The following is a 19,222-nucleotide window of genomic DNA, read 5'->3' on the forward strand; positions in this document are numbered from 1 at the left end:
TACCCCTCCCACACCCAGGAGCAGACCACCATGCGAGTCCACATCGGCGGCGACCACGCGGCCTATGAGCTGCAGCGCGACCTCGTCAACTGGCTCACCGAGCAGGGCCACGAGGTCGTTGACCACGGCCCGACCAGTTATGACCCCCTCGATGACTATCCCGTCTTCGTGCTGCGGGCGGCGCAAGGCGTGGCTGCCGACCCGGACAGCCTCGGCATCGTGCTCGGCGGCTCGGGCAACGGCGAGCAGATGGCCGCTAACAAGGTCGAGGGGATCCGCGCGGCGCTGGCTTACAACCCTGAGTTGGCCCAGCTCGCCCGAGAGCACAACGACGCACGTATCGTCTCCCTCGGCGCCCGGATGCATTCCCTGCAGGAGGGCCGCGCGATCGTCGACGCCTTCTTGAGCACGCCGTTCTCGGGAGAGGATCGGCACCAGCGCCGGATCGACATGGTCAGCGCCTACGAGGCCGACGGGGCATTGCCGCCCTTGCCCTGATTGACACAGAGCTTCCCTGCGCAGCGTGAGGGGCACGTGCACAGGCACGGGCCCCTCACGCTGTGGGTCGAGTCAGGCGTTGTCGGCAGGGGTGGTGCCGAAGTCGTCGTCCTTGCCGTCCAGACCGTCCAGGCCGTCGCGCACCCGGTCACCCGCGCTGTCGATCTGGTTGCCGAACTTGCCGCCGGTCCTCTCGTCGGCGAAGCGACCGGCCTGGTCTAAACCTTGGTCGATCCGGTCAGCGTGCTCGTCGATCAGACCGTCGACCGTAGGCTTCTGGCCTGCGCCTCTGAGGTGACGGTCGGCGCCTCCCGCCGGGGCTCAGGCCAGTGACCAGGTCACCTCGACGGTCGCCACCACCTCGTGGTCAGCCGCGTCGACCACCGGCCCGGAGGCCATCGCCATCCGCGCGTCCTCCCTGCCGTAGGGCCTCGGGGCTCCGTCGACACCACCTTCGCGCACCTGTAGCACGCCGCCGAGCGCGCGACCGGCGAGCGCGGCGTACTGCTCCGCCCGCCCCCTGGCGTCGGTGAAAGCGCGGTCGCGGGCCTGGCGTGACAGCTCAGCGGTGTCGGCGACCTCCGGTCGCAGCCCGTTGACGCCGAGTCCGTTGCCGACGGCGTCGCTGAGCCGTTGGATCAGGTCGCCCGCCCCCGCTGGGTCAGCCGTGCGCACCTGCACCTGCTGGTATGCGGTGTGCCCCACCTGCTGCCCCTGGTGGTCGTGGCGTGGGTGAACCCCGAGCCCGTGCGTGCGGACCGCATGCCCCGGCAATGCCTCTACGCACGCCCGGGAGGCCATGGTCAGCGCGGCCAGCGCCTCGCTGACCGTGGAGCCGTGCCCCTCGAGCTGCAGGTCCAGGACGAGGGAGTCGGGTGCGGCAGACGCGCGACCGGTGCCGGAGACCACGACGGTGTCAGGGGAAGTCATAGGCAGGATCGTAGGCGCAGGTGCGGGCACCATGCGGCGCTGACCTGAGTTGGGTCGGCACCAACAGCGGATGCCTCGTGCGCCGTCCCCGGTTAGCCGAGCCGCGCCAGCACGCCGGTCTGCGCCAACATCGCGAAGCGGTCCGGCACGCCCCAGTGCTCCACGATCTGCCCGTCGCGGACTGTGACGACGTCGATGACCGTGATGTCGATCTCGGCGCCGCTGGGTGGCCCGAAGAACGGGCCGCTGGCGTGGCCGCGCCCGCGTGCCCTGACCCACAGCTGGTCGCCGTCCTGGGTCGAGTCCTCGATGGTGAACCGCATGTCCGGGACGGCCGCATGCACGTCCGCCATCGCCGCCTTGACGTGAGCGATTGCGTCGGGCCCGCGAGCTGCCATGCCGAACTGGTGCTCGATCAGATCCGGGTGACAGATCTCGTCCACGACGCTGCCGTCGCCCGTGGAGAAACCTTCTTCGAACATCCTGGTGATCACGTCGAGAGCAGACGTTGCCTGGGAAGCCATAGCCCACCATCCCTTCCTCATCCCAGGGTCGCGACCAGAATTGAATCGAGTCGAGCTAGAATGAATATGTGACGACGGTACACCCCACGCCTCGGCGGCGCTATCACTCTCCGTCCCGCGCGGCTCGCGCGGCGCAGACCCGACGCCGGATCATCGTCGCCGCGCAGGACGCCTTTCTCCAGCGCGGCTATGTGCAGACGACCCTCGGGCAGGTCGCGCGGGCCGCCGGGGTGGCGCCGGACACGGTCTACAAGGTCTTCGGTTCCAAGATCCAGCTCCTCAAGGAGCTCCTCGACGAGGTGGTCGGAGGTGACGACCAGCCGGTCGCGGTCCTGGACCGCTCCGGACCTCAGGCGTTGCGGCGGGAGCCGGATCAGCACCGCCAGCTCGCGCTCCTCGCGGCCGGCGTCACCGAGCAGCTCGAGCGGATCCGTCCCCTGGACGACGTGCTGCTGGGCGCGGCAGCGGTGGACGAGCAAGCTGCCCAGCTGCGAGCCGAGGTCCAGGACCGGCAGCGGCGCTCGGCGATGACCACGATCGTGGGGTGGGTCGCGGACCGGGGACCGCTGCGGGAAGGTCCTGCGGGCGGGGCGGCGGCGGACACGGTCTGGGTGCTCACCTCCGGAGAGGTGCACCGGATGCTGCGCGACGTGGCTGGGCTCAGTGCCGATGACTACCGGCACTGGCTCGAGGGCCAGCTGATCTCCGCGCTGTTGCCCTGCCAATGTGTCTGGCACCACGCGGATGCGGAGCGGGTGACGGGAATCGAACCCGCGTAGCCAGTTTGGAAGACTGGGGCTCTACCATTGAGCTACACCCGCAGAACTGCTGCTGATCGCCGTTATCCTTGCCACACCGGGGCCAGCGAGTTCGGAGGAGCGCGATCGAGGAAGTAGTCTAACCCTGCATCCGCGGTGTCCAGTCCACCACGGTCCGCGGGGTATGGCGCAGCTTGGTAGCGCGTCCGCTTTGGGAGCGGAAGGCCGCCGGTTCGAATCCGGCTACCCCGACCACCTAGCATGAGGTGACCTATCCACGTGCCCGCGCGGCACGACATACCCACAACCACTCTGGAGCACCACCAGTGAAGAGCGCTGTCGAGAATCTGACCCCGACCCGGGTCAAGCTGACCGTCGAGGTCCCCGCCGCTGACCTCAAGCCCCGCCTTGACGTGGCCTACAAGACGATCGGCGCGCAGGTGCAGATCCCCGGCTTCCGCAAGGGCAAGGTCCCCAACCGCATCATCGACCAGCGCTTCGGTCGCGGGGCGGTCGTGCAGGAGGCCGTCAACGACGCGCTGCCCGAGTTCTACACGCAGGCGATCGCCGAGCACGAGATCCGCCCGCTCGGCCAGCCGGAGATCAACCTGACCCAACTGCCGATGGCCGACGACCAAGACCTCACCTTCGAGGCCGAGATCGACATCATGCCCGCCTTCGAGCTGCCCGACTATTCCTCGATCGAGGTCGAGGTCGAGCCCTTGGCGCTCTCCGACGAGGACGTCGAGACCCGGATGGAGGCGCTGCGCGCCCGGTTCGGCACCCTGAAGCCGATCACCCGTAAGGCCAAGACCGGCGATCACGCGACCATCGACCTCTCCGCCAAGATCGGCGACGAGCAGATCGACAACGTCACCGGAGTCGCCTACGAGATCGGCTCCGGCACCATGCTCAAGGGTCTGGACAAGGCGCTGCGCGGCACCAAGGCCGGTGACGTCGTCGAGTTCACCTCGCCGCTGGCCGGCGGAGACCGTGAGGGCGAGGACGCCGACGTCACCGTCACCGTCCAGACCGTCAAGGAACGCGAGCTGCCTGAGCTGGACGACGAGTTCGCCCAGCTGGCCAGCCCGCACGACACCCTGGCCGAGCTGCAGGAGGACCTGCGCAAGCAGGCCGAGCAGGCAGCCAAGTTTGAGCAGGGCATCAAGGCCCGCGACCTGGTCCTGGACCAGATGCTCGCGCTGGTCGAGATCCCGGTGCCGGAGAACCTGGTCGAGGCCGAGGTGCACCGCCACCTGGAGGGCGAGAGCCGTCTTGAGGACGACACCCACCGCGCCGAGGTCACCGAGTCCACGACCAAGGCGATGAAGACGCAGTTCCTGCTGGACGCGCTTGTCGAGCGGGACGAGGTCCAGGTCGACCAGGGTGAGCTCATCGAATACATCATGATGACCGCCCAGCAGTACGGCATGAACCCGCAGGAGTTCGCCCAGAGCATCGACCAGCAGAACCAGGTGCCCGCGATGGTCGCGGAGGTCGGCCGCCGCAAGGCGCTCGCCTCCGTGCTCGAGGCCGCGACCGTCAAGGACACCGACGGCAACGTCATCGACCTCGACGAGATCGACCCCGAGGGTGAGGACGAGGAGCTCGGCGAAGACGGTGTCGATGAGCTCGACGCCGAGGTCGAGAATGAGGCTGACGCCGAGGTCGAGACCGTCGAGGCTAGCGCTGACGACGCCGAGGACGCCAAGGCCTGAGTCCGCCAGCGCAGCATGACTCTCGAAGGCCCCCGACGACCGGTCGGGGGCCTTCGCGGTGGAGCGCGCTGCGCTCAGGGCGAACATGCCCCACCCGCGGGAGTGCCATGCGGCACCTGGACGTTAGGGTCGATGACAGGTGCGAAGACACGACACCGTGACCCCGTGAGGGCACGGCATACCCGCAAGAAGCGAGGGATTGACCTATGACTCAGGAGACCACCCCGACCGGCATGGCCGAGCGTCCGGTCGCCGGTCTGGACGACCAGATCTACAACCGCCTCCTCAAGGAGCGGATCATCTTCCTCGGCTCGGACGTGCGTGACGACAACGCCAACGCGATCTGTGCCCAGCTGCTGCTGCTCGCGGCCGAGGACTCGGACAAGGACATCTGGCTCTACATCAACTCCCCGGGTGGCTCGGTGAGCGCCGGTATGGCGATCTACGACACCATGCAGTGGGTCCCCAACGACGTGTGCACCGTGGCGATGGGCCTGGCCGCCTCGATGGGCCAGTTCCTCCTGTCGGCCGGCACCCCCGGCAAGCGCTACGCCACCCCGCACGCCAAGGTGATGATGCACCAGCCCTCCGGCGGCATCGGTGGCACCGCATCCGACATCAAGATCCAGGCCGAGCAGATGCTGCACACCAAGCGCGAGATGGCCCGGCTCATCGCCGAGCACACCGGGCAGAGTGTCGAGCAGATCGAGACGGACTCTGACCGCGACCGCTGGTTCACCGCGATCGAGGCCAAGGACTACGGCTTCGTCGACCACGTTTACGAGCGCTCCGCAGACGCCCCCACCCCGGCCGCCCGCGACGAGAAGTGAGAGCTGACATGACCCACCTGAATCCCTCCGCCGGCGCGTGGACGGCCCGCGCGGACGCTGGCTCGCTGGCTCCCAGCAGCCGCTACATCCTGCCGCAGTTCGAGGAGCGCACCTCCTACGGCACCAAGCGTCAGGACCCCTACACCAAGCTCTTCGAGGACCGCATCATCTTCCTTGGCGTGCAGGTCGATGACGCCTCGGCCGACGATGTCATCGCCCAGTTGATCGTGCTCGAGTCCCAGGACCCCGACCGCGACATCCTGATGTACATCAACAGCCCCGGCGGCAGCTTCACCGCCTTGACCGCGATCTACGACACGATGCAATACATCAAGCCGGACGTGCAGACCTTTGTCATCGGTCAGGCCGCGTCCGCCGCGGCCGTGCTGCTGGCGGCGGGTGCGCCCGGTAAGAGGTACGCCCTGCCCAACGCCCGCGTGCTCATCCACCAGCCAGCGCTGGCCGGTGGCGACTACGGCCAGGCGTCCGACATCGAGATCCAGGCCAACGAGGTGCTGCGGATGCGCACCTGGTTGGAGGAGACCTGGGCCCTGCACTCCGGCCGGGACGTGGAGCAGGTCCGCAAGGACATCGAGCGAGACAAGATCCTCACCGCCGCCCAGGCCCTGGACTACGGTCTGATCGACGAAGTGCTCGCCTCTCGCAAGGCGTCCCGGGACAACTGAGCCAGGCGTGCAGGCAGCGCGTGACGGCGGCCGCCCGCCACTTGGGTCGGCGGCTGCCGTGCGGTGAGGTAGTTGCGCTGTCAGCGGACAGTCACCAACACGCCGCTCCCGGGCAGGCAATTGACTGTCACGGACGCGCTGCGCGGGGTAGCGTCGGGGGCAGAGGTAGACCACCGACCGCGCTGAAGGGAAGTCCACGTGGCACGCATGGGTGAGAGCAGCGACCTGCTGAAGTGTTCTTTCTGCGGAAAGAGCCAGAAGCAGGTCAAGAAGCTGATCGCGGGCCCCGGCGTCTACATCTGTGACGAATGCATCGACCTGTGCAACGAGATCATCGAGGAGGAGCTGGCCGAGTCCAGCGACCTGGGACTGGGCCAGTTGCCCAAGCCACGGGAGATCTTCGACTTCCTCGAGCAGTATGTCGTGGGCCAGGACCCGGCCAAGCGCGCGCTCGCGGTCGCGGTCTACAACCACTACAAGCGCATCCAGGCGGACCAGACGCGCGTCGGTGACGAAACGGTCGAGCTCGCCAAGTCCAACATCCTGCTCATCGGCCCGACCGGCTGTGGCAAGACCTACCTGGCCCAGACCCTGGCCAAGATGCTGAATGTGCCCTTCGCCATCGCGGATGCCACCGCTCTGACCGAGGCAGGCTACGTCGGCGAAGACGTCGAGAATATTCTCCTCAAACTCATCCAGGCCGCGGACTTCGACGTCAAGAAGGCCGAGACCGGCATCATCTACATCGACGAGATCGACAAGATCGCCCGCAAGAGCGAGAACCCCTCGATCACCCGGGACGTCTCCGGCGAGGGAGTCCAGCAGGCGCTGCTGAAGATTCTTGAGGGCACGGTGGCCTCGGTGCCCCCGCAGGGTGGCCGCAAGCACCCGCACCAGGAGTTCATCCAGATCGACACCGGCAACGTCCTGTTCATCGTGGGCGGTGCCTTCGCCGGGATGGAGAAGATCGTGGAGGCGCGCGCCGGCAAGCAGGGGCTGGGTTTTGGCGCCGAGTTGCGCTCACCCAAGGACGCCAACGAGCAGTTCGCTGACGTCCTCCCCGAGGACCTGATGAAGTTTGGGCTGATCCCCGAGTTCATCGGCCGGGTCCCGGTCATCACCACCGTCACCCCACTGGACCGGGGTGCGCTGATCAACATCCTGACGCAGCCACGCAACGCGCTGGTCAAGCAGTATCAGCGGATGTTCGAGATCGACGGGGTCGAGCTCGAATTCGAGGGCGATGCCCTCGAGGCGATCGCCGACCAGGCACTCCTGCGCGGCACCGGCGCCCGCGGCCTGCGGGCCATCCTTGAGGAGGTGCTGCTGCCGGTGATGTTCGACGTCCCCTCCGACGACGAGATCGCCAAGGTGGTCATCACGCGCGAGGTGGTCCTGGAGAACGTCAACCCCACGATCGTGCGCCGCGAGGTGCCCCGCAAGCGGCAGCAGCGCAAGGAGAGCGCCTGAACTTCTGAGCACGTGAGCTGTCGGTGCTCGCGATCACCTGCCGGGGGTCGCTACCCGTTCGCGCGCTTCTCGCCGTCGCACGAAGAGCACCAGCCCGGCAGCGAGCACAGCCAGACCCAGCATTCCCGGGATGGTGCCGAGGTCCGCTCCGTTGCGCAGCATCAACAGGCCAGCCACACCCCATACCCCGGTCGTGAGGAGCGCCACCACGGCGCAGCGGCCCGCCCAGCGGCGCAGCACGCTCCCCGGCAACGGTGCCTGCGCCGGGACCGAAGCGCACAGCGCCGCGCCGCTGTGCGCCACCAGCAGCCCGAGCGCGGCCGGGAGCAGGGCCCAGTGCCAACCCGCGTCGACGGTCGCCCACCAGGAGACGACGGCAAAAGTGAGGAAAAGTCCCGGCGCGAGCGCATGCGGCTGCAGCACGACCAGGGCCCCGAGGCCGAAGATGCCGGCCCAGGCGAGCAGGTTGCCGCCGCCGGCCAAGGCGTAGGCGGCCAGGAAGAGGACGGCGCCCAGCATGATCGCCAGCCGGACCATCAACTGCGTCCTGCTCGCGGTGCGCAGGTCGATGAACAGGTCGGCAAACTCCCTCACGCCAACCGCCCCTTCCGACCACGCCGACCCAGCTCGCGGAGCACGACGTCCAGGCTTCCAGGGCCCAGCCAGGGGACGACCGCCACCCCCTTGGCACGGATCGCGCGCAGCTCACGGTCGCGCTCCAGCATCCGGATCCGCCAGGCGGTCCTGGCCAGCGGGTCCTTGTCTGTGCTGGCCACGACGTCGCCCTCCGCAGGATCGACGAGCGCGTCGATGACGACGACCGACAAGCCTCGGTGGGAGAGGGAAGCGGCCTGGGTCAGCGCGTCGGGGGAGACCAGGGCGGAGATCATGACGACGAGCGTGCCCTCAGAGACCCCGAGGTGGACCCGTTGGGGGTCGGTCTGATCGTCGAGCGACGGGACGATGCGGCTGAGGGCGTCGAGGATCCGCACGCCATGCTTCTTGCCGGTGCCGATGGGGACGGTCAGCGGCGTGCGGGCAGACAGGACGCGGAGGCTGACGCGGTCGCCGTTCTGGAGGAAGTGCTCGGCGATGGCCGCAGCGGCTCGCACCGAGCGGTCCAGGGAGCTCGGCGCGCCACGCACGCCGCCGGAGCGGCCCAGGTCGTAGTGCGCGTCGACCAGGACCGCGACGTGGGTGTCCTCGTCGGCATAGCTGGACGTCACGAAGAGCTGGCCGGCGCTGCGGGTGGATCGCGGCCAGTGGATCCGGCGCAGCCGGTCGCCGACCTGGAAGGGACGCAGCGTGGCAAACTCGCTGCCCTCGCCGGGGCGGGCGGACCGGTGCATGCCCACCAGGCCCCGGGGGTTGGGGGCTGCGCCGTGGACGTCGAAGGAGACCGCTTGCGGCAAGGTGCGTAGGCCCAGCGGGTCCAGGGCCACCGGACCCCAACGGAAGGAGCCCCATGGGCTGACCGCGGCGACCTGCAGCGGACCGACCCTACGCACACCCCACCGGGTCATACGCACCCCGACCAGGAGGCGGCGCAGACCATTGTCGAGCGGGCCGTCGGCGTCAACCACCGCACTGGTCCGCTGGACCAGCACGCCGTCGGGATCCTCGACCTCGTGGCCCTTCTCTAGCGGGACGCCCTCGACGAAGGGCGCTGGCGAGAGCGCGGCGGCCAGCAAGTCGCTGTGCTCGACCGGCTCCACGTCGGCGACCGCCAAGGCCTGGTCGCCTTCGCGCACTTGGGCGTGCGAGAGGGCGAAGCGCCGCCGCGGGATCGCGTGGGGTCGGGTCACCAGGCTCCAGGCGAGCACGACGGCCAGCGGGCTGACCAGGATGAGCAGGTCGGGACGTCGCCAGAACACCGCCACCGGTGCCGTGACGAGCACGATTGCCAGCAGCCGCACCAACGCCGGAGTGGGCGCCCAGGCGTCACCTCGGATGGTGCTCATCGCGCCACCATCATGCTGCTGCCCTCATCTGCTCACTCGGCCTGGGCCGTCGAGGCTCCGGTGCGCGAGCCCGGCACCGGGACCTGACCGAGCACCGTGTCGACGACGGCCGCACCGCCGGTGTCGGACATCCACAGCTCCGGCTTGATCGAGATGCGGTGGTCGAGGACCGCGTGGGCGACGGCCTTGACGTCCTCGGGAGTGACGTAGTCGCGGTTGTCGACCACGGCATACGCCCTCGACGTCAGCATCAGCGCGAGCGAGCCCCGGGGCGAGGCCCCGATCAGCACCGCGCGGTGGCGGCGGGTCGCGGCGGCCAGCTCGACGCAGTAGCGGGAGATGTCATCCTCGACCGGCACGGTCTCGACCGCGGCCTGCATCGCCGCCAGACCGGCGGCGTCAGTCACCGCGTCCAGCTGCTGGTCCTCGGTCTGCCGGACCAGACGCCGGGTGAGCACATCCCATTCCTGCTCCGCGGTCGGATAGCCGAAGGAGACCCGCATGAGGAAGCGATCCAGCTGCGCCTCAGGGAGGGGATAGGTGCCTTCGTACTCGACCGGGTTGGCGGTGGCGAGCACGTGGAAGGGTTGAGGGAGCGCGAAGGTCGCTCCCTCCACCGTCACCTGATGCTCCTGCATCGCCTCCAGCAGCGCCGACTGGGTCTTGGGCGGAGTCCGGTTGATCTCGTCGGCGAGCAGCAGGCCGGTGAAGAGGGGTCCGGGCCGGAACGCGAACTCGGAGACCAACTGGTCGTAGACGAAGCTGCCGGTCAGGTCGGAAGGGAGCAGGTCCGGCGTGAACTGCGCGCGGGTGAAGTCGAGCCCCAGCGTCTGCGCGAAGGACCGCGCCGCCAGCGTCTTACCAAGCCCGGGGAAGTCCTCCAGGAGCACGTGGCCACCGGACAGGATGGCGGTCAGCACGAGGGTGAGCGCCTCGCGCTTGCCGACGACTGCCTGTTCGACCCGGTCGAGCACCTCTCCGGCCTGCGCGGAGACGTCAGCGGGGGTGAGGGGGTGCTCTTGGTCGGGCTGTGTCATATCTTCTCGATCCCTTCCAGGGCGGTATGCAGCGCGCCCCGACTTCGTCTGCGGTCGTCGGTGGGCGGGTGGGTCAGGTAGCGCCACAGGTGGGGGTCCATCGCCGCCTTGGCCCCCTCTGGGTCGGACTCGATGTTGATGCCGTGCAGGGCGAGGAGTCGTTCGGAGGTGAGGTCGCGCAGCAGCGGGTAGATCTCGTCGGTGCGGTCGTCGCGCTCTACCGCGTCGCGCAGATCCCTGCGGAGACGAACCAAACGGTAGTCCAGGGCTGCAGGGGGCACCGACTCCTGGCGGGGAGTCGAGGCCCAGTACGCGCGCTCGGCATACCGGCCGCTGCGGGTCAGGACCAGTGGAGCCAGCGAGATCACGACGGCGGCCAAGAGGACGACGAGCGCCGCCTCCAGCACGGTGTAGCGCAACGAGCCGATGAAGAACAGCAACGCTCCGGTGCCGATGGTGCCCAGGCCGAGTGGCACGACCACGCTGCGCACGTCAGGAGACAGGAGCGGGCGACGTCTCATCAGGCGCCCCGGCTGCGACGGCGGCTTGATCTGGCCAGGGCCGCATCGGTCTTGGCCTGCTCGGCTGCAGCTGCGGCTTGCGCTGCGTCGCGCTCCTGCGCCGCCCGAGCCTCGTCCTCCGCCTGGACGCGTCGGCGCAGATCGGTGTGGATCCGATCGAGTGCGTGGACCGCGGCGTCGCGCTGATCGTCGGTGATCGGGTGCCGGGAGAAACGTGCCTCCCGGTAGGCATGGGACAACGTGGTGATCGCCTCCGCGTCGACCTCCCATCGCGACAGCACGCGCTCGGTCAGCTCGGCAGCGGTCTCGCTGCGGTTGCGGCTCAGCCCGGACCGTTGGACCGCTTCTTCCAGCGCCACCCAGCAGGCAACGACGCCGTTGCGCGGGTCTCCCTCGGATAGGGCCCGAAACTGGGTGTCTTCGTTGGTGGCCTCGAGCAGGGCCACGAGCTCGTCCTCGGCGGCAATGCCCTGTCGGTGCTGCTCTTCGTAGCGCTGCCTGCCCAACCACCGCAGCGCGAGGAGGAAGGCCGTGACCACGGCCATCAGGAAGAGCCCGAAGATGACGTTGACCATCGTGTCGGTCGACACCGTCGGAGCGCGATCGCCAGCGCCGTCGGGCGCGGCCGTGGGGATCTGCAGCTCCACGGTGGGGGTGGCGGCGCCGGTCTCCGCGCGCGGCGGTCCCCAGGTGCCCTGCGGGGCGCTGACCAACGGCGTGCCGTTGGCACTGCTCCAGACCAGCAGCAGGACCACGGCGGCGGCAGCCAGCAGCGCGATGACGAGTGTCGATCGGCTGCCCTGACGCATCCGTTCAGCCTATGTGCTGAGCGCCCGTTCGCGAATGCTGAGGAGAGCTCGCGCGGTGCTGGCTCGCCTCGATTGGTCTGCTAGTGGTCGCTGCTGATCAGCGCCACGTCGCACACCGCCAGCTGCTCGCCGTCGGCATAGGAGATCTCGCCCGTCACCTTGCCGGCGGCGGCCAGGTCGCCCAGAGCGGTCCGCACGCGGTCCAGGTCAAGGGCCGGTCCCGTCACGGTCGCTGCCGAGATCTCCGTGCGCATCTTGACCTTGGCTTCCGACTTGGCCTTGCGCAGGCCGGTGAGGGCCTGACCGAGGGTCGGGAGGAGGCCCACGTCGGCACCCGCGATGGCCTGGGCCAACTCCGCCTCCGCCGGCCAGGACTGCACGTGGACCGAGGAGCCCTCCTCGTGCCACCAGCTCCAGACCTCTTCGGTCGCGAAGGACAGGACCGGCGCCAGTAGGCGCAGCTGCACCGACAGCGCCAGACGAAGTGCGGCCCGCGCCGAGACCGTCTCGGGCGAGGGCTGCGCCGACTCGACGTCGGGGTCGCCGAAGGCGCCGCCGTAGGCGCGCTCCTTGACCAGCTCGAGGTAGTCGTTGCAGAAGCTCCAGAAGAACGCCTCAGTGACGTCGAGCGCGGTCGAGTAGTCCCACGCTTCATAGGCTGCGGTCGCGCGGTGGACCACCTCGGCAAGACCAGCGAGCATGGAGCGGTCCAGCGGCTCGGTGACCAAGGCCGCAGCATCGGCGGGGGATCCGTCGGCGCTCATCGGCAGCTCGCCGAACGACAGCGCAAACTTGCTCGCGTTGAGCAGCTTGATCGCCAACCGTCTGCCGACCTTGACCTGACCGGGATCGTCGATGGTGTCCACACCGGGCCGCGCCGCCGCCGCCCAGTAGCGGACCGCGTCGGTGCCGTGCTCCTCGAGCATCCCGAGCGGGGTGACCGCGTTGCCCTTGGACTTGGACATCTTCTTGCGGTCGGGGTCGAGGATCCAGCCGTTGATGTAGGCGTCGGTCCAGGGCAGGGTGCCGTGCTCCAGGTGCGCGCGGACCACCGTGGCGAACAACCAGGTCCGGATGATGTCGTGCCCCTGCGGGCGCATGTCGAAGGGGAAGATCTTGGCGAACAGCTCCGGGTCGGATCCGGGACCCTGGCCACCCTGGGTCGGCCAGCCGGCCGCGATCTGCGGGCTCAACGAGCTGGTCGCCCAGGTGTCCATGATGTCGGTGTCGGCCGTGAAGCCGCCCGGCTGGTCCCGCTGGTCCTGCGTGAAACCCGACGGGACATCGCTGACCGGGTCCACCGGCAGGTCGCTCTCGTTGGCCGTCAGGACGGTTTCGTAGTCGACGTCGCCGCCGGCGTCCACGGCATACCAGACGGGCAGGGGCACGCCGAAGAAGCGCTGCCGGCTGACCAGCCAGTCTCCGTTGAGGCCACCGACCCAGTTGCGGTAGCGGGTGCGCATGAAGTCGGGGTGGAAAGCGAGCTCGTCGCCACGGGCGAGCAAGGCTTCGCGCAGGCCTTCGGCACCCTCCGGCCGCCCGCCGTTGCGGATGAACCACTGGCGGCTGGTCACGATCTCCAGCGGCTTGTCGCCCTTCTCGAAGAAATTCGCCTTGCGCTGCGTCTTCTTCGGCTCGCCGTCCAGGTCACCGGACGCCCGCAGCGCCCCCACGACGGCCTCCCGAGCGGCGAAGGTGCTCTTGCCAGCTAGCTGCTCGGCATACAGCGCCTCGCCCGGGCCACCAGTGATCCAGTCCGGAGTCTCGGCCTGGAGTCGGCCGGCGCGGGTGATGACCGAGCGGGTCGGCAGGTCCAGCTCGCGCCACCACTGCACATCGGTCATGTCGCCGAAGGTGCAGCACATGGCGACTCCGGCGCCCTTGTCCATCTCAGCGGCGCGGTGCGCGACGATCGGGATCTCGACGCCGAACAGCGGCGAAGTCACGGTCGTTCCGAAGAGCTGCTGGTAGCGCGTGTCGTCCGGGTGGGCGATGAGGGCGACGGCGGCGGGGATGAGCTCGGGTCGGGTCGTCTCGATGTAGGTCGGTGCACCGGTCGAGGAGTGAAAAGCGACGCGGTGATAAGCACCCGGGTAGTCGCGCGCTTCGAGCTCGGCCTGCGCCACGGCGGTCTGGAAGGTCACGTCCCACAGGCCCGGCGCCTCGGCCGTGTAAGCCTCCCCGCGGGCCAGGTTGCGCAGGAAGGCCTGCTGGGCCACGGCGCGGGAACGCTCGTCGATGGTGCGGTACTGCACATTCCAGTCGATGCTCAGCGCCAGACGGCGGAAGGTGTCCTCGAAGGCCTGCTCGTCGATGACGGTGAGCTCCTCGCAGAGCTCGATGAAGTTGGCGCGACCCACCGGCACCTGGTCGGCGGCGCGGGTGGATCTCCCCTCGCCGCCGGTCTGCGGCGGGGTGAAGCTGGGGTCGAAGGGCAGCGTGGCGTCGCCGCGCACGCCGTAGTAGTTCTGCACCCGGCGCTCGGTGGGCAGGCCGTTGTCGTCCCAGCCGATCGGGTAGAAGACGTGCTTGCCGGTCATCCGGTGATAGCGCGCGAGGCAGTCCGCCTGGGTGTAGCCGAAGACGTGTCCTAGGTGCAGGCTTCCCGAGGCGGTCGGGGGCGGGGTGTCCACGGCGAAGATCTGGCTCCGGTCCGCGGCCAGGGCCGCCTCGCGGTCGAAGGCGAAGAGATCGCTGTCCTTCCAGACCGGCACCCACCGCTCCTCTAGCCCGTCGACGGACGGGCGCTCCGGCAGCGTAGCTGGACGCGCAGGGTCGAGGGGACGTGCCTGTGGGGTCATGCGCGACATTCTCCCAGACGGTGCACACTGGGCCGAACCGGTGCGTCCAGGTGCGAGAATGTGCCCGGAAAAAGCATCACGGTTTGATCACGATCGCCGAATGTCTTTGACCGAGACCCATGATGATGTCGAAAGTTAACCCCATGCTCGGAACCCAGTTGTGGCTCAAGGCCGCCGAAGAACAGCAGACCACAAGTCGGGATCCAGAGTGGATCACCAACTTGGAGAAGGTGGTCGACGACAACTTCGCGAGCGTCACGGAGATCTCCGGAGACGTCATCTTCTTCAAGTTGCCCATCCCGGGCTTCGAGATGCCCTTCGTGGTGCTCTGGCTGATCGTCGCCGCGATCTTCATTACCTTCTACCTGTTCTTCATCCAGGTCCGTGGCATCCCGGTCGCGATCGACGTGATCAAGGGCAAATACTCCTCCAAGGACGACCCGGGTGAGATCCCGCACTACCAAGCGCTGACCTCCGCGCTCTCGGGAACCGTGGGTCTGGGCAATATCGCCGGTGTTGGGGCAGCGGTCACCATGGGTGGTCCGGGCGCCACCTTCTGGATGATCCTGGCCGGACTGTTCGGGATGGCGACCAAGTTCGCCGAGTGCACCCTCGGAGTGAAATACCGCGAGCTGCGTGAGGATGGCACCGTTGCCGGTGGCCCGTTCACGTATCTTCCGGTCGCCTTCGCGAGATTCCCCAAGTTCTTGTCGGTGGGCCTGACCGGCCTGTTCGCCGTCGCGATCCTGTTCTTCGGCGTGGGTGGCGGCAACATGTTCCAGTCCAACCAGACCTACTCCCAGCTGGTCACCGTGATCGACCCCGACGGCACCGGCTTCATCACCTCCACCAGCGGCAAGCTGGTCGCGGGCGTGGTGATCGCCGTCCTGGTCGGCGCGGTCATCATCGGCGGCATGAAGTCCATCGGCCGGGTTACCTCGACGCTGGTCCCACTGATGGGGGGCATCTACGTGCTCGCCTGCCTGGTCGTGATCTTCGGCAACTTTGCGCAGATCCCCTCCGCCTTCGGCAGTATCCTGTCCGGCGCCTTCACTGGCGAGGGGGTCCTTGGCGGCATCGTCGGCGTGCTCATCGTGGGTATGACGCGCGCTGCCTTCTCCAACGAGGCCGGTTTGGGTTCTGCCCCGATCGCGCACTCCACGGTGAAGACCCGGCGACCGGTGTCGGAGGGCTTCGTCGCCCTCTTTGAGCCCTTCATCGACACCGTCGTCATCTGCACGATGACTGCTCTGACCATCACCATCGCCAACACCTCCTTCTATCAGGGGGAACGGGCAAAGTACCTGGGCGCCGACGGCGACTACAGCGTCGGCGGCGTCACGGTCACCTCGGACGCCTTCGGCCAGCACATCTCCTGGTTCCCGGCCGTCCTGGCGATCGCCGTCGCGCTCTTCGCGATCTCCACGCTGATCACCTGGTCCTACTACGGGCAGCGCGCCTGGAACTACCTCTTCGGTGACACCCGGACCGCGACCCTCATCTACCGGGTCGTCTTCCTGTTCTTCACCGTCATGGGGTGCCTCCTGACCTTCGGTCAGGTCCTCGCCTTCGCCGACAACTTCCTCTTCGTCTGCGCCTTCGTGAACCTGCTCGGCGTCTACATGCTGCTGCCGGTCATCAAGCGGGAGATGAACGAATACCTCGAGGACCGCAAGTCCGGTCGTTTGCTGCAGCTCGGTCTGGAGGACAGTGAGAAGGAGATCTCGGTCGAGGAACTGGCCGGTGAGAACCAGTTGGTCGACTCCTCCGGGCGCAACCGGGTGGCTAGCGGCGTCGCCGCCCAGGATCTGCGCATGGGTGAGGGTGGCCAGGTCCGACGCGAAGGTGTCGCGGCCGATTGGGATGACGAGGACGACGACGGCTTCGGCGTCGGTGCAGCGACCACCCCCTACCCGCCGCCCCAGCGGGGCGGGCATCGCGGGCTGGGTGACGAAGACGACGACGGTTTCGGCCGCGGCGGGACGACCACCCCCTACGGGCGCGAGCCCGGTCACCAGCCACCTGGTCGCCATGAGAGCGGCCGTGACGTCCCCAGGATGGACGACGACGACGGCCCCCGCGGCTGAACGGGCTGACGGTCTGTCTGACCGGAGGCGGGCGCCGCGCCAGGTGCCCCCTCAGCTGTAGACGCGCCCGGGGTTCATGATCCCCAGCGGATCGAAGAGCGCTTTCAGCGCGCGTTGTCGCGCCATCTCGGCCTCGCCGAGCTCCTCGGCCAGCCACGGCGCCTTGGCCTCGCCGACGCCGTGCTCACCAGTGACCGTGCCACCCAGAGCCCAGGCTGCCCGGACCAGTTCGTCGAAGGCCCGCTGCGCCGCTGCCAGGCTCAGCGCGTCGGTGTCGTCGTAGAAGAAGCACGGGTGCAGGTTGCCGTCGCCGGCGTGCCCGCTGCAGGTCGCTTCCAGGCCGTGCCGCCCGGCGATCAGCTGGGCCTGCCGGACGAGTTCGCCCAGCCGTCCGACAGGCACGCAGACGTCCTCGATGAAGCGCGATCCACGGGCTTTGAGCGCCGGGTTGAGCACCCGCCGGCCCTCCATCAGCAGGTCTGCCTCTGCCCGGTCGTCGGCCACCGCTACGTCGGTGGCGCCCGCCCCGCCGAGCAGGGCGGCATACTCCCGCACGTCCTCCTCCGCATGACCGGGCCGGTCGGACTGGACGAGCAGTACGCCGCCCGACCCGACCGGAAAGCCGTAGTCGCCGTAGGCCTGGACGGCATCGATGCTCGGCCCGTCGAGCATCTCGATCAGGCTCGGGGTATGCCGTGTGCCACGCAGCGCGGCGATCCCCGCGATCGTGGCGTCCAGGGTGGGGAAGACGGCCAGCGCGGTCAGTGCAGGATCCCCGAGCGGGATCAGCCGCAGGACAGCCTCGGTCACCACGCCGAGCGTGCCCTCCGATCCGACGAAGAGCCCGGTCAGTTCGTAGCCCGCGACCCCCTTGGCCGTGCGGCGGCCGGTGCGCATGACCTCCCCGCCGGGCAGGACGACCTCGAGGCCGCGGACGTAGTCGGCGGTCACGCCGTACTTCACGCAGCACAGCCCACCCGCGTTGGTGGCGATATTGCCCCCGACCGTGCACATCGACGAGCTGGCCGGGTCCGGAGGGTAGGCCAGGCCGTGCTCGGCTGCGGCGGCCTTGAGATCGGTATTGATGACGCCCGGCCCGACGACGGCGATCCGTTCGACCGGGTCGATCTCCACAGCCGTCATGAGCTCGGTCGAGAGCACGATCGCGCCGGGTAGGGCGCAGGCGGCCCCAGTCGTGGCCGTGCGTGCACCCTGCGGGACGACCGGGACGCGCTGCTCAGCGGCATACCGCAGCGTGCTGACGACGTCCTCACGGCGGCGGGCGCGCACCACGGTGAACTCCTCACCACGCAGCGACGTCGCCTGGGGGTAGGCGTCCGCCGCATAACCCGCGGCGATGGTGGGGTCGGTGACAACCCGATCACCGAGCAGCTCTCGGAGGGCCTGGATGTGGGTGGGCATGACGGTGAGCCTACGAGGCTTGTGGATAACGACAGCAACTCGTCGCTGGCGAGGTCATCCTGGACAGGTGAGCCCCGACCCGTGGACCGAGATCGTCGCGCCCCTGGTCTTGGGCCAGGACGGCATCGCCACGGCCGTGCAGCTGCGTGCGCGTGGAGTCTCACCGGAGCTGCTGCGCGGCTGGATCTGCTCCGGTCGAGTCGTCCGACTGCGTCGCAACGTGCTCGTCGAGGGTGACCTCTGGCGTGCTGCACCCCCGTGGGACCGGCATCTGATCAGGGCGCGAGGGGTCATGCTCGAGCGCGGCCATCGCGCTGAAAAATCCGGTGCAGGAGCGGCGTCGCTCGCGCTCAGCCACCACAGCGCGCTGGCCGTGATGGGCCTGTCGATCCATGGCGTCGACGACCTCGTGCACGTGGTCTCCATCGGGGCCGGAAAGAGCCGTCGACGCGGCGACCTCGTCCGACATGCGGCGGTCGACGAGGCACGGGTGACCGGCGCTTTCGGGCTTCCCGTGGTGATGCCGTCCATAGCCTGCGTCCAGGTCGCAGCGGCATTCGGCGTCGAGGCCGGGCTGGTCGCCGCGGACTCCGCCCTGCGGCTGGGCCGCTGTGCCCGAGACGACTTGGAGGCTCTCCGCGGCTGGGCCTGGTTGGGACGTGGCCGCCCCGCCGCCAGCGTCGTCATCGACCGCGCCGACGCCCGCCACGAGAGCGCGGGGGAGTCGCGGACCGCATGGATCCTGCACCGGCTGGGCTACGAGCAGGTGCGTCCCCAGGTCGACATCCTCACGCGTGACGGCACGTGGGTCGCGAGGGTGGACTTCCTGATGGAGGGCTCGGTGGTGGTCGAGTTCGACGGCATGCTCAAGTACGAACGACCGGCTGATCTCGCGGCGGAGAAGCTCCGGGAAGACCGTCTGAGAGCGCTGGGCTATGAGGTGGTCCGGCTCACCTGGGCTGACCTGGCCCGTCCGGGGGTAGTCCGCGCCAAGGTCGAGGCGGCTCTGCAGCGGGCACGGTCACGGCGACGGGCCGGCTGAGTTGGCTGAGTTGGCGACGAACCACCCCTTATGGGGATGAACCACCTGCAATAACAGGGGGTTCATCGGCCCAGGAGGGTGGTGGAGCCAGAGCTGGCCACGCAGAGCCGTTATCATGGGGACAACAG

Annotated in this window: 18 protein-coding genes and 2 tRNA genes; 9 read left to right on the forward strand and 11 right to left on the reverse strand. The window is 68.7% G+C overall.

Going from position 1 to position 19,222, the window contains the following annotated elements:
* Nucleotides 1-30: 30 nt before the first annotated feature.
* A complete protein-coding gene (locus tag Q4P07_RS02230) occupies nt 31-498 on the forward strand; it encodes a ribose-5-phosphate isomerase (protein WP_303373260.1) in 468 nt (155 codons plus the stop codon).
* Between the two features lie 72 nt (nt 499-570).
* Here Q4P07_RS02230 and Q4P07_RS02235 read toward each other — a convergent pair whose 3' ends face one another.
* The 3 genes from Q4P07_RS02235 to Q4P07_RS02245 form a co-directional block, all read right to left on the reverse strand.
* A complete protein-coding gene (locus tag Q4P07_RS02235; protein WP_368660239.1) occupies nt 571-756 on the reverse strand; it encodes an antitoxin in 186 nt (61 codons plus the stop codon).
* Nucleotides 757-819: 63 nt separating this feature from the next.
* Nucleotides 820-1,428 carry an SIMPL domain-containing protein gene (locus Q4P07_RS02240; protein WP_303373261.1) on the reverse strand — a complete coding sequence of 203 codons (609 nt, stop codon included), beginning with the start codon at nt 1,426-1,428 and terminating at the stop codon, nt 820-822.
* 92 nt (nt 1,429-1,520) lie between these two features.
* Nucleotides 1,521-1,952, reverse strand: coding sequence for an ester cyclase (locus Q4P07_RS02245; RefSeq protein WP_303373262.1), 432 nt, complete (start codon nt 1,950-1,952; stop codon nt 1,521-1,523).
* 68 nt (nt 1,953-2,020) lie between these two features.
* Between Q4P07_RS02245 and Q4P07_RS02250 the strand changes: the two genes are divergently transcribed.
* Nucleotides 2,021-2,731 (forward strand): TetR/AcrR family transcriptional regulator, encoded by a 711-nt coding sequence (locus Q4P07_RS02250; RefSeq protein WP_303373263.1) that lies wholly within the window; start codon nt 2,021-2,023, stop codon nt 2,729-2,731.
* On the opposite strand, the gene Q4P07_RS02255 is transcribed toward Q4P07_RS02250, so the two are convergent.
* Nucleotides 2,703-2,773: transfer RNA gene (locus tag Q4P07_RS02255), tRNA-Gly, on the reverse strand. The two genes, Q4P07_RS02250 and Q4P07_RS02255, sit on opposite strands and share 29 nt — an antisense overlap.
* A 115-nt stretch (nt 2,774-2,888) precedes the next feature.
* On the opposite strand from Q4P07_RS02255, the gene Q4P07_RS02260 reads away from it, so the two are divergent.
* The 5 genes from Q4P07_RS02260 (at nt 2,889) to clpX (ending at nt 7,414) form a co-directional block, all read left to right on the forward strand.
* Nucleotides 2,889-2,965, forward strand: a tRNA-Pro gene (locus Q4P07_RS02260).
* 71 nt (nt 2,966-3,036) lie between these two features.
* Nucleotides 3,037-4,428, forward strand: coding sequence for a trigger factor (gene tig, locus Q4P07_RS02265; protein WP_303373264.1), 1,392 nt, complete (start codon nt 3,037-3,039; stop codon nt 4,426-4,428).
* 206 nt (nt 4,429-4,634) lie between these two features.
* The gene (locus Q4P07_RS02270) at nt 4,635-5,258 is read left to right on the forward strand and encodes an ATP-dependent Clp protease proteolytic subunit (RefSeq protein ID WP_303373265.1); all 624 of its coding nucleotides are present in this window, start codon (nt 4,635-4,637) and stop codon (nt 5,256-5,258) included.
* A gap of 8 nt (nt 5,259-5,266) precedes the next feature.
* Entirely contained in the window at nt 5,267-5,944 is a 678-nt protein-coding gene (locus Q4P07_RS02275) for an ATP-dependent Clp protease proteolytic subunit (protein ID WP_303373266.1), read from the forward strand.
* Between the two features lie 198 nt (nt 5,945-6,142).
* Nucleotides 6,143-7,414: an ATP-dependent Clp protease ATP-binding subunit ClpX gene (clpX, locus tag Q4P07_RS02280; RefSeq protein WP_303373267.1), complete on the forward strand. Its 1,272-nt coding sequence runs from the start codon at nt 6,143-6,145 to the stop codon at nt 7,412-7,414.
* Nucleotides 7,415-7,447: 33 nt separating this feature from the next.
* On the opposite strand, the gene Q4P07_RS02285 is transcribed toward clpX, so the two are convergent.
* The 6 genes from Q4P07_RS02285 to valS all read right to left on the reverse strand — a co-directional run bounded on the left by Q4P07_RS02285 (nt 7,448) and on the right by valS (nt 14,543).
* Entirely contained in the window at nt 7,448-8,008 is a 561-nt protein-coding gene (locus Q4P07_RS02285; protein ID WP_303373268.1) for a hypothetical protein, read from the reverse strand.
* Nucleotides 8,005-9,375 (reverse strand): DUF58 domain-containing protein, encoded by a 1,371-nt coding sequence (locus Q4P07_RS02290; RefSeq protein ID WP_303373269.1) that lies wholly within the window; start codon nt 9,373-9,375, stop codon nt 8,005-8,007. The genes Q4P07_RS02285 and Q4P07_RS02290 overlap by 4 nt, the downstream gene beginning before the upstream one ends.
* 32 nt (nt 9,376-9,407) lie before the next feature.
* Nucleotides 9,408-10,412: a MoxR family ATPase gene (locus tag Q4P07_RS02295; RefSeq protein WP_303373270.1), complete on the reverse strand. Its 1,005-nt coding sequence runs from the start codon at nt 10,410-10,412 to the stop codon at nt 9,408-9,410.
* Nucleotides 10,409-10,933 (reverse strand): hypothetical protein, encoded by a 525-nt coding sequence (locus Q4P07_RS02300; protein ID WP_303373271.1) that lies wholly within the window; start codon nt 10,931-10,933, stop codon nt 10,409-10,411. The genes Q4P07_RS02295 and Q4P07_RS02300 overlap by 4 nt, the downstream gene beginning before the upstream one ends.
* Complete coding sequence (locus Q4P07_RS02305) at nt 10,933-11,742, reverse strand: DUF4129 domain-containing protein (protein ID WP_303373272.1); 810 nt, start codon at nt 11,740-11,742, stop codon at nt 10,933-10,935. The genes Q4P07_RS02300 and Q4P07_RS02305 overlap by 1 nt, the downstream gene beginning before the upstream one ends.
* A gap of 80 nt (nt 11,743-11,822) precedes the next feature.
* A complete protein-coding gene (gene valS / locus Q4P07_RS02310) occupies nt 11,823-14,543 on the reverse strand; it encodes a valine--tRNA ligase (protein ID WP_303373273.1) in 2,721 nt (906 codons plus the stop codon).
* A gap of 143 nt (nt 14,544-14,686) precedes the next feature.
* On the opposite strand from valS, the gene Q4P07_RS02315 reads away from it, so the two are divergent.
* Complete coding sequence (locus Q4P07_RS02315) at nt 14,687-16,630, forward strand: sodium:alanine symporter family protein (protein ID WP_303373274.1); 1,944 nt, start codon at nt 14,687-14,689, stop codon at nt 16,628-16,630.
* 51 nt (nt 16,631-16,681) lie between these two features.
* Here Q4P07_RS02315 and Q4P07_RS02320 read toward each other — a convergent pair whose 3' ends face one another.
* Nucleotides 16,682-18,052, reverse strand: a complete 1,371-nt coding sequence (locus tag Q4P07_RS02320; protein ID WP_303373275.1) for an FAD-binding oxidoreductase — start codon at nt 18,050-18,052, stop codon at nt 16,682-16,684.
* A gap of 67 nt (nt 18,053-18,119) precedes the next feature.
* Here Q4P07_RS02320 and Q4P07_RS02325 point away from each other — a divergent pair, with 67 nt between their 5' ends.
* A complete protein-coding gene (locus Q4P07_RS02325) occupies nt 18,120-19,094 on the forward strand; it encodes a hypothetical protein (protein ID WP_303373276.1) in 975 nt (324 codons plus the stop codon).
* Nucleotides 19,095-19,222 lie beyond the last annotated feature (128 nt).

Origin of the sequence: Ornithinimicrobium sp., assembly GCF_030537745.1 — a bacterium.
Classification (GTDB): Bacteria; Actinomycetota; Actinomycetes; order Actinomycetales; family Dermatophilaceae; genus Ornithinicoccus.

Coding starts and splice junctions, on each gene's coding strand:
- Q4P07_RS02230 (WP_303373260.1), top strand. CDS start 31: ATGCGAGTCCACATCGGCGGCGACCACGCGGCCTATGAGCTGCAGCGC.
- Q4P07_RS02240 (WP_303373261.1), bottom strand. CDS start 1,428: ATGACTTCCCCTGACACCGTCGTGGTCTCCGGCACCGGTCGCGCGTCT.
- Q4P07_RS02245 (WP_303373262.1), bottom strand. CDS start 1,952: ATGGCTTCCCAGGCAACGTCTGCTCTCGACGTGATCACCAGGATGTTC.
- Q4P07_RS02270 (WP_303373265.1), top strand. CDS start 4,635: ATGACTCAGGAGACCACCCCGACCGGCATGGCCGAGCGTCCGGTCGCC.
- Q4P07_RS02275 (WP_303373266.1), top strand. CDS start 5,267: ATGACCCACCTGAATCCCTCCGCCGGCGCGTGGACGGCCCGCGCGGAC.
- Q4P07_RS02290 (WP_303373269.1), bottom strand. CDS start 9,375: ATGAGCACCATCCGAGGTGACGCCTGGGCGCCCACTCCGGCGTTGGTG.
- Q4P07_RS02295 (WP_303373270.1), bottom strand. CDS start 10,412: ATGACACAGCCCGACCAAGAGCACCCCCTCACCCCCGCTGACGTCTCC.
- Q4P07_RS02300 (WP_303373271.1), bottom strand. CDS start 10,933: ATGAGACGTCGCCCGCTCCTGTCTCCTGACGTGCGCAGCGTGGTCGTG.
- Q4P07_RS02305 (WP_303373272.1), bottom strand. CDS start 11,742: ATGCGTCAGGGCAGCCGATCGACACTCGTCATCGCGCTGCTGGCTGCC.
- valS (WP_303373273.1), bottom strand. CDS start 14,543: ATGACCCCACAGGCACGTCCCCTCGACCCTGCGCGTCCAGCTACGCTG.
- Q4P07_RS02315 (WP_303373274.1), top strand. CDS start 14,687: ATGCTCGGAACCCAGTTGTGGCTCAAGGCCGCCGAAGAACAGCAGACC.
- Q4P07_RS02320 (WP_303373275.1), bottom strand. CDS start 18,052: ATGCCCACCCACATCCAGGCCCTCCGAGAGCTGCTCGGTGATCGGGTT.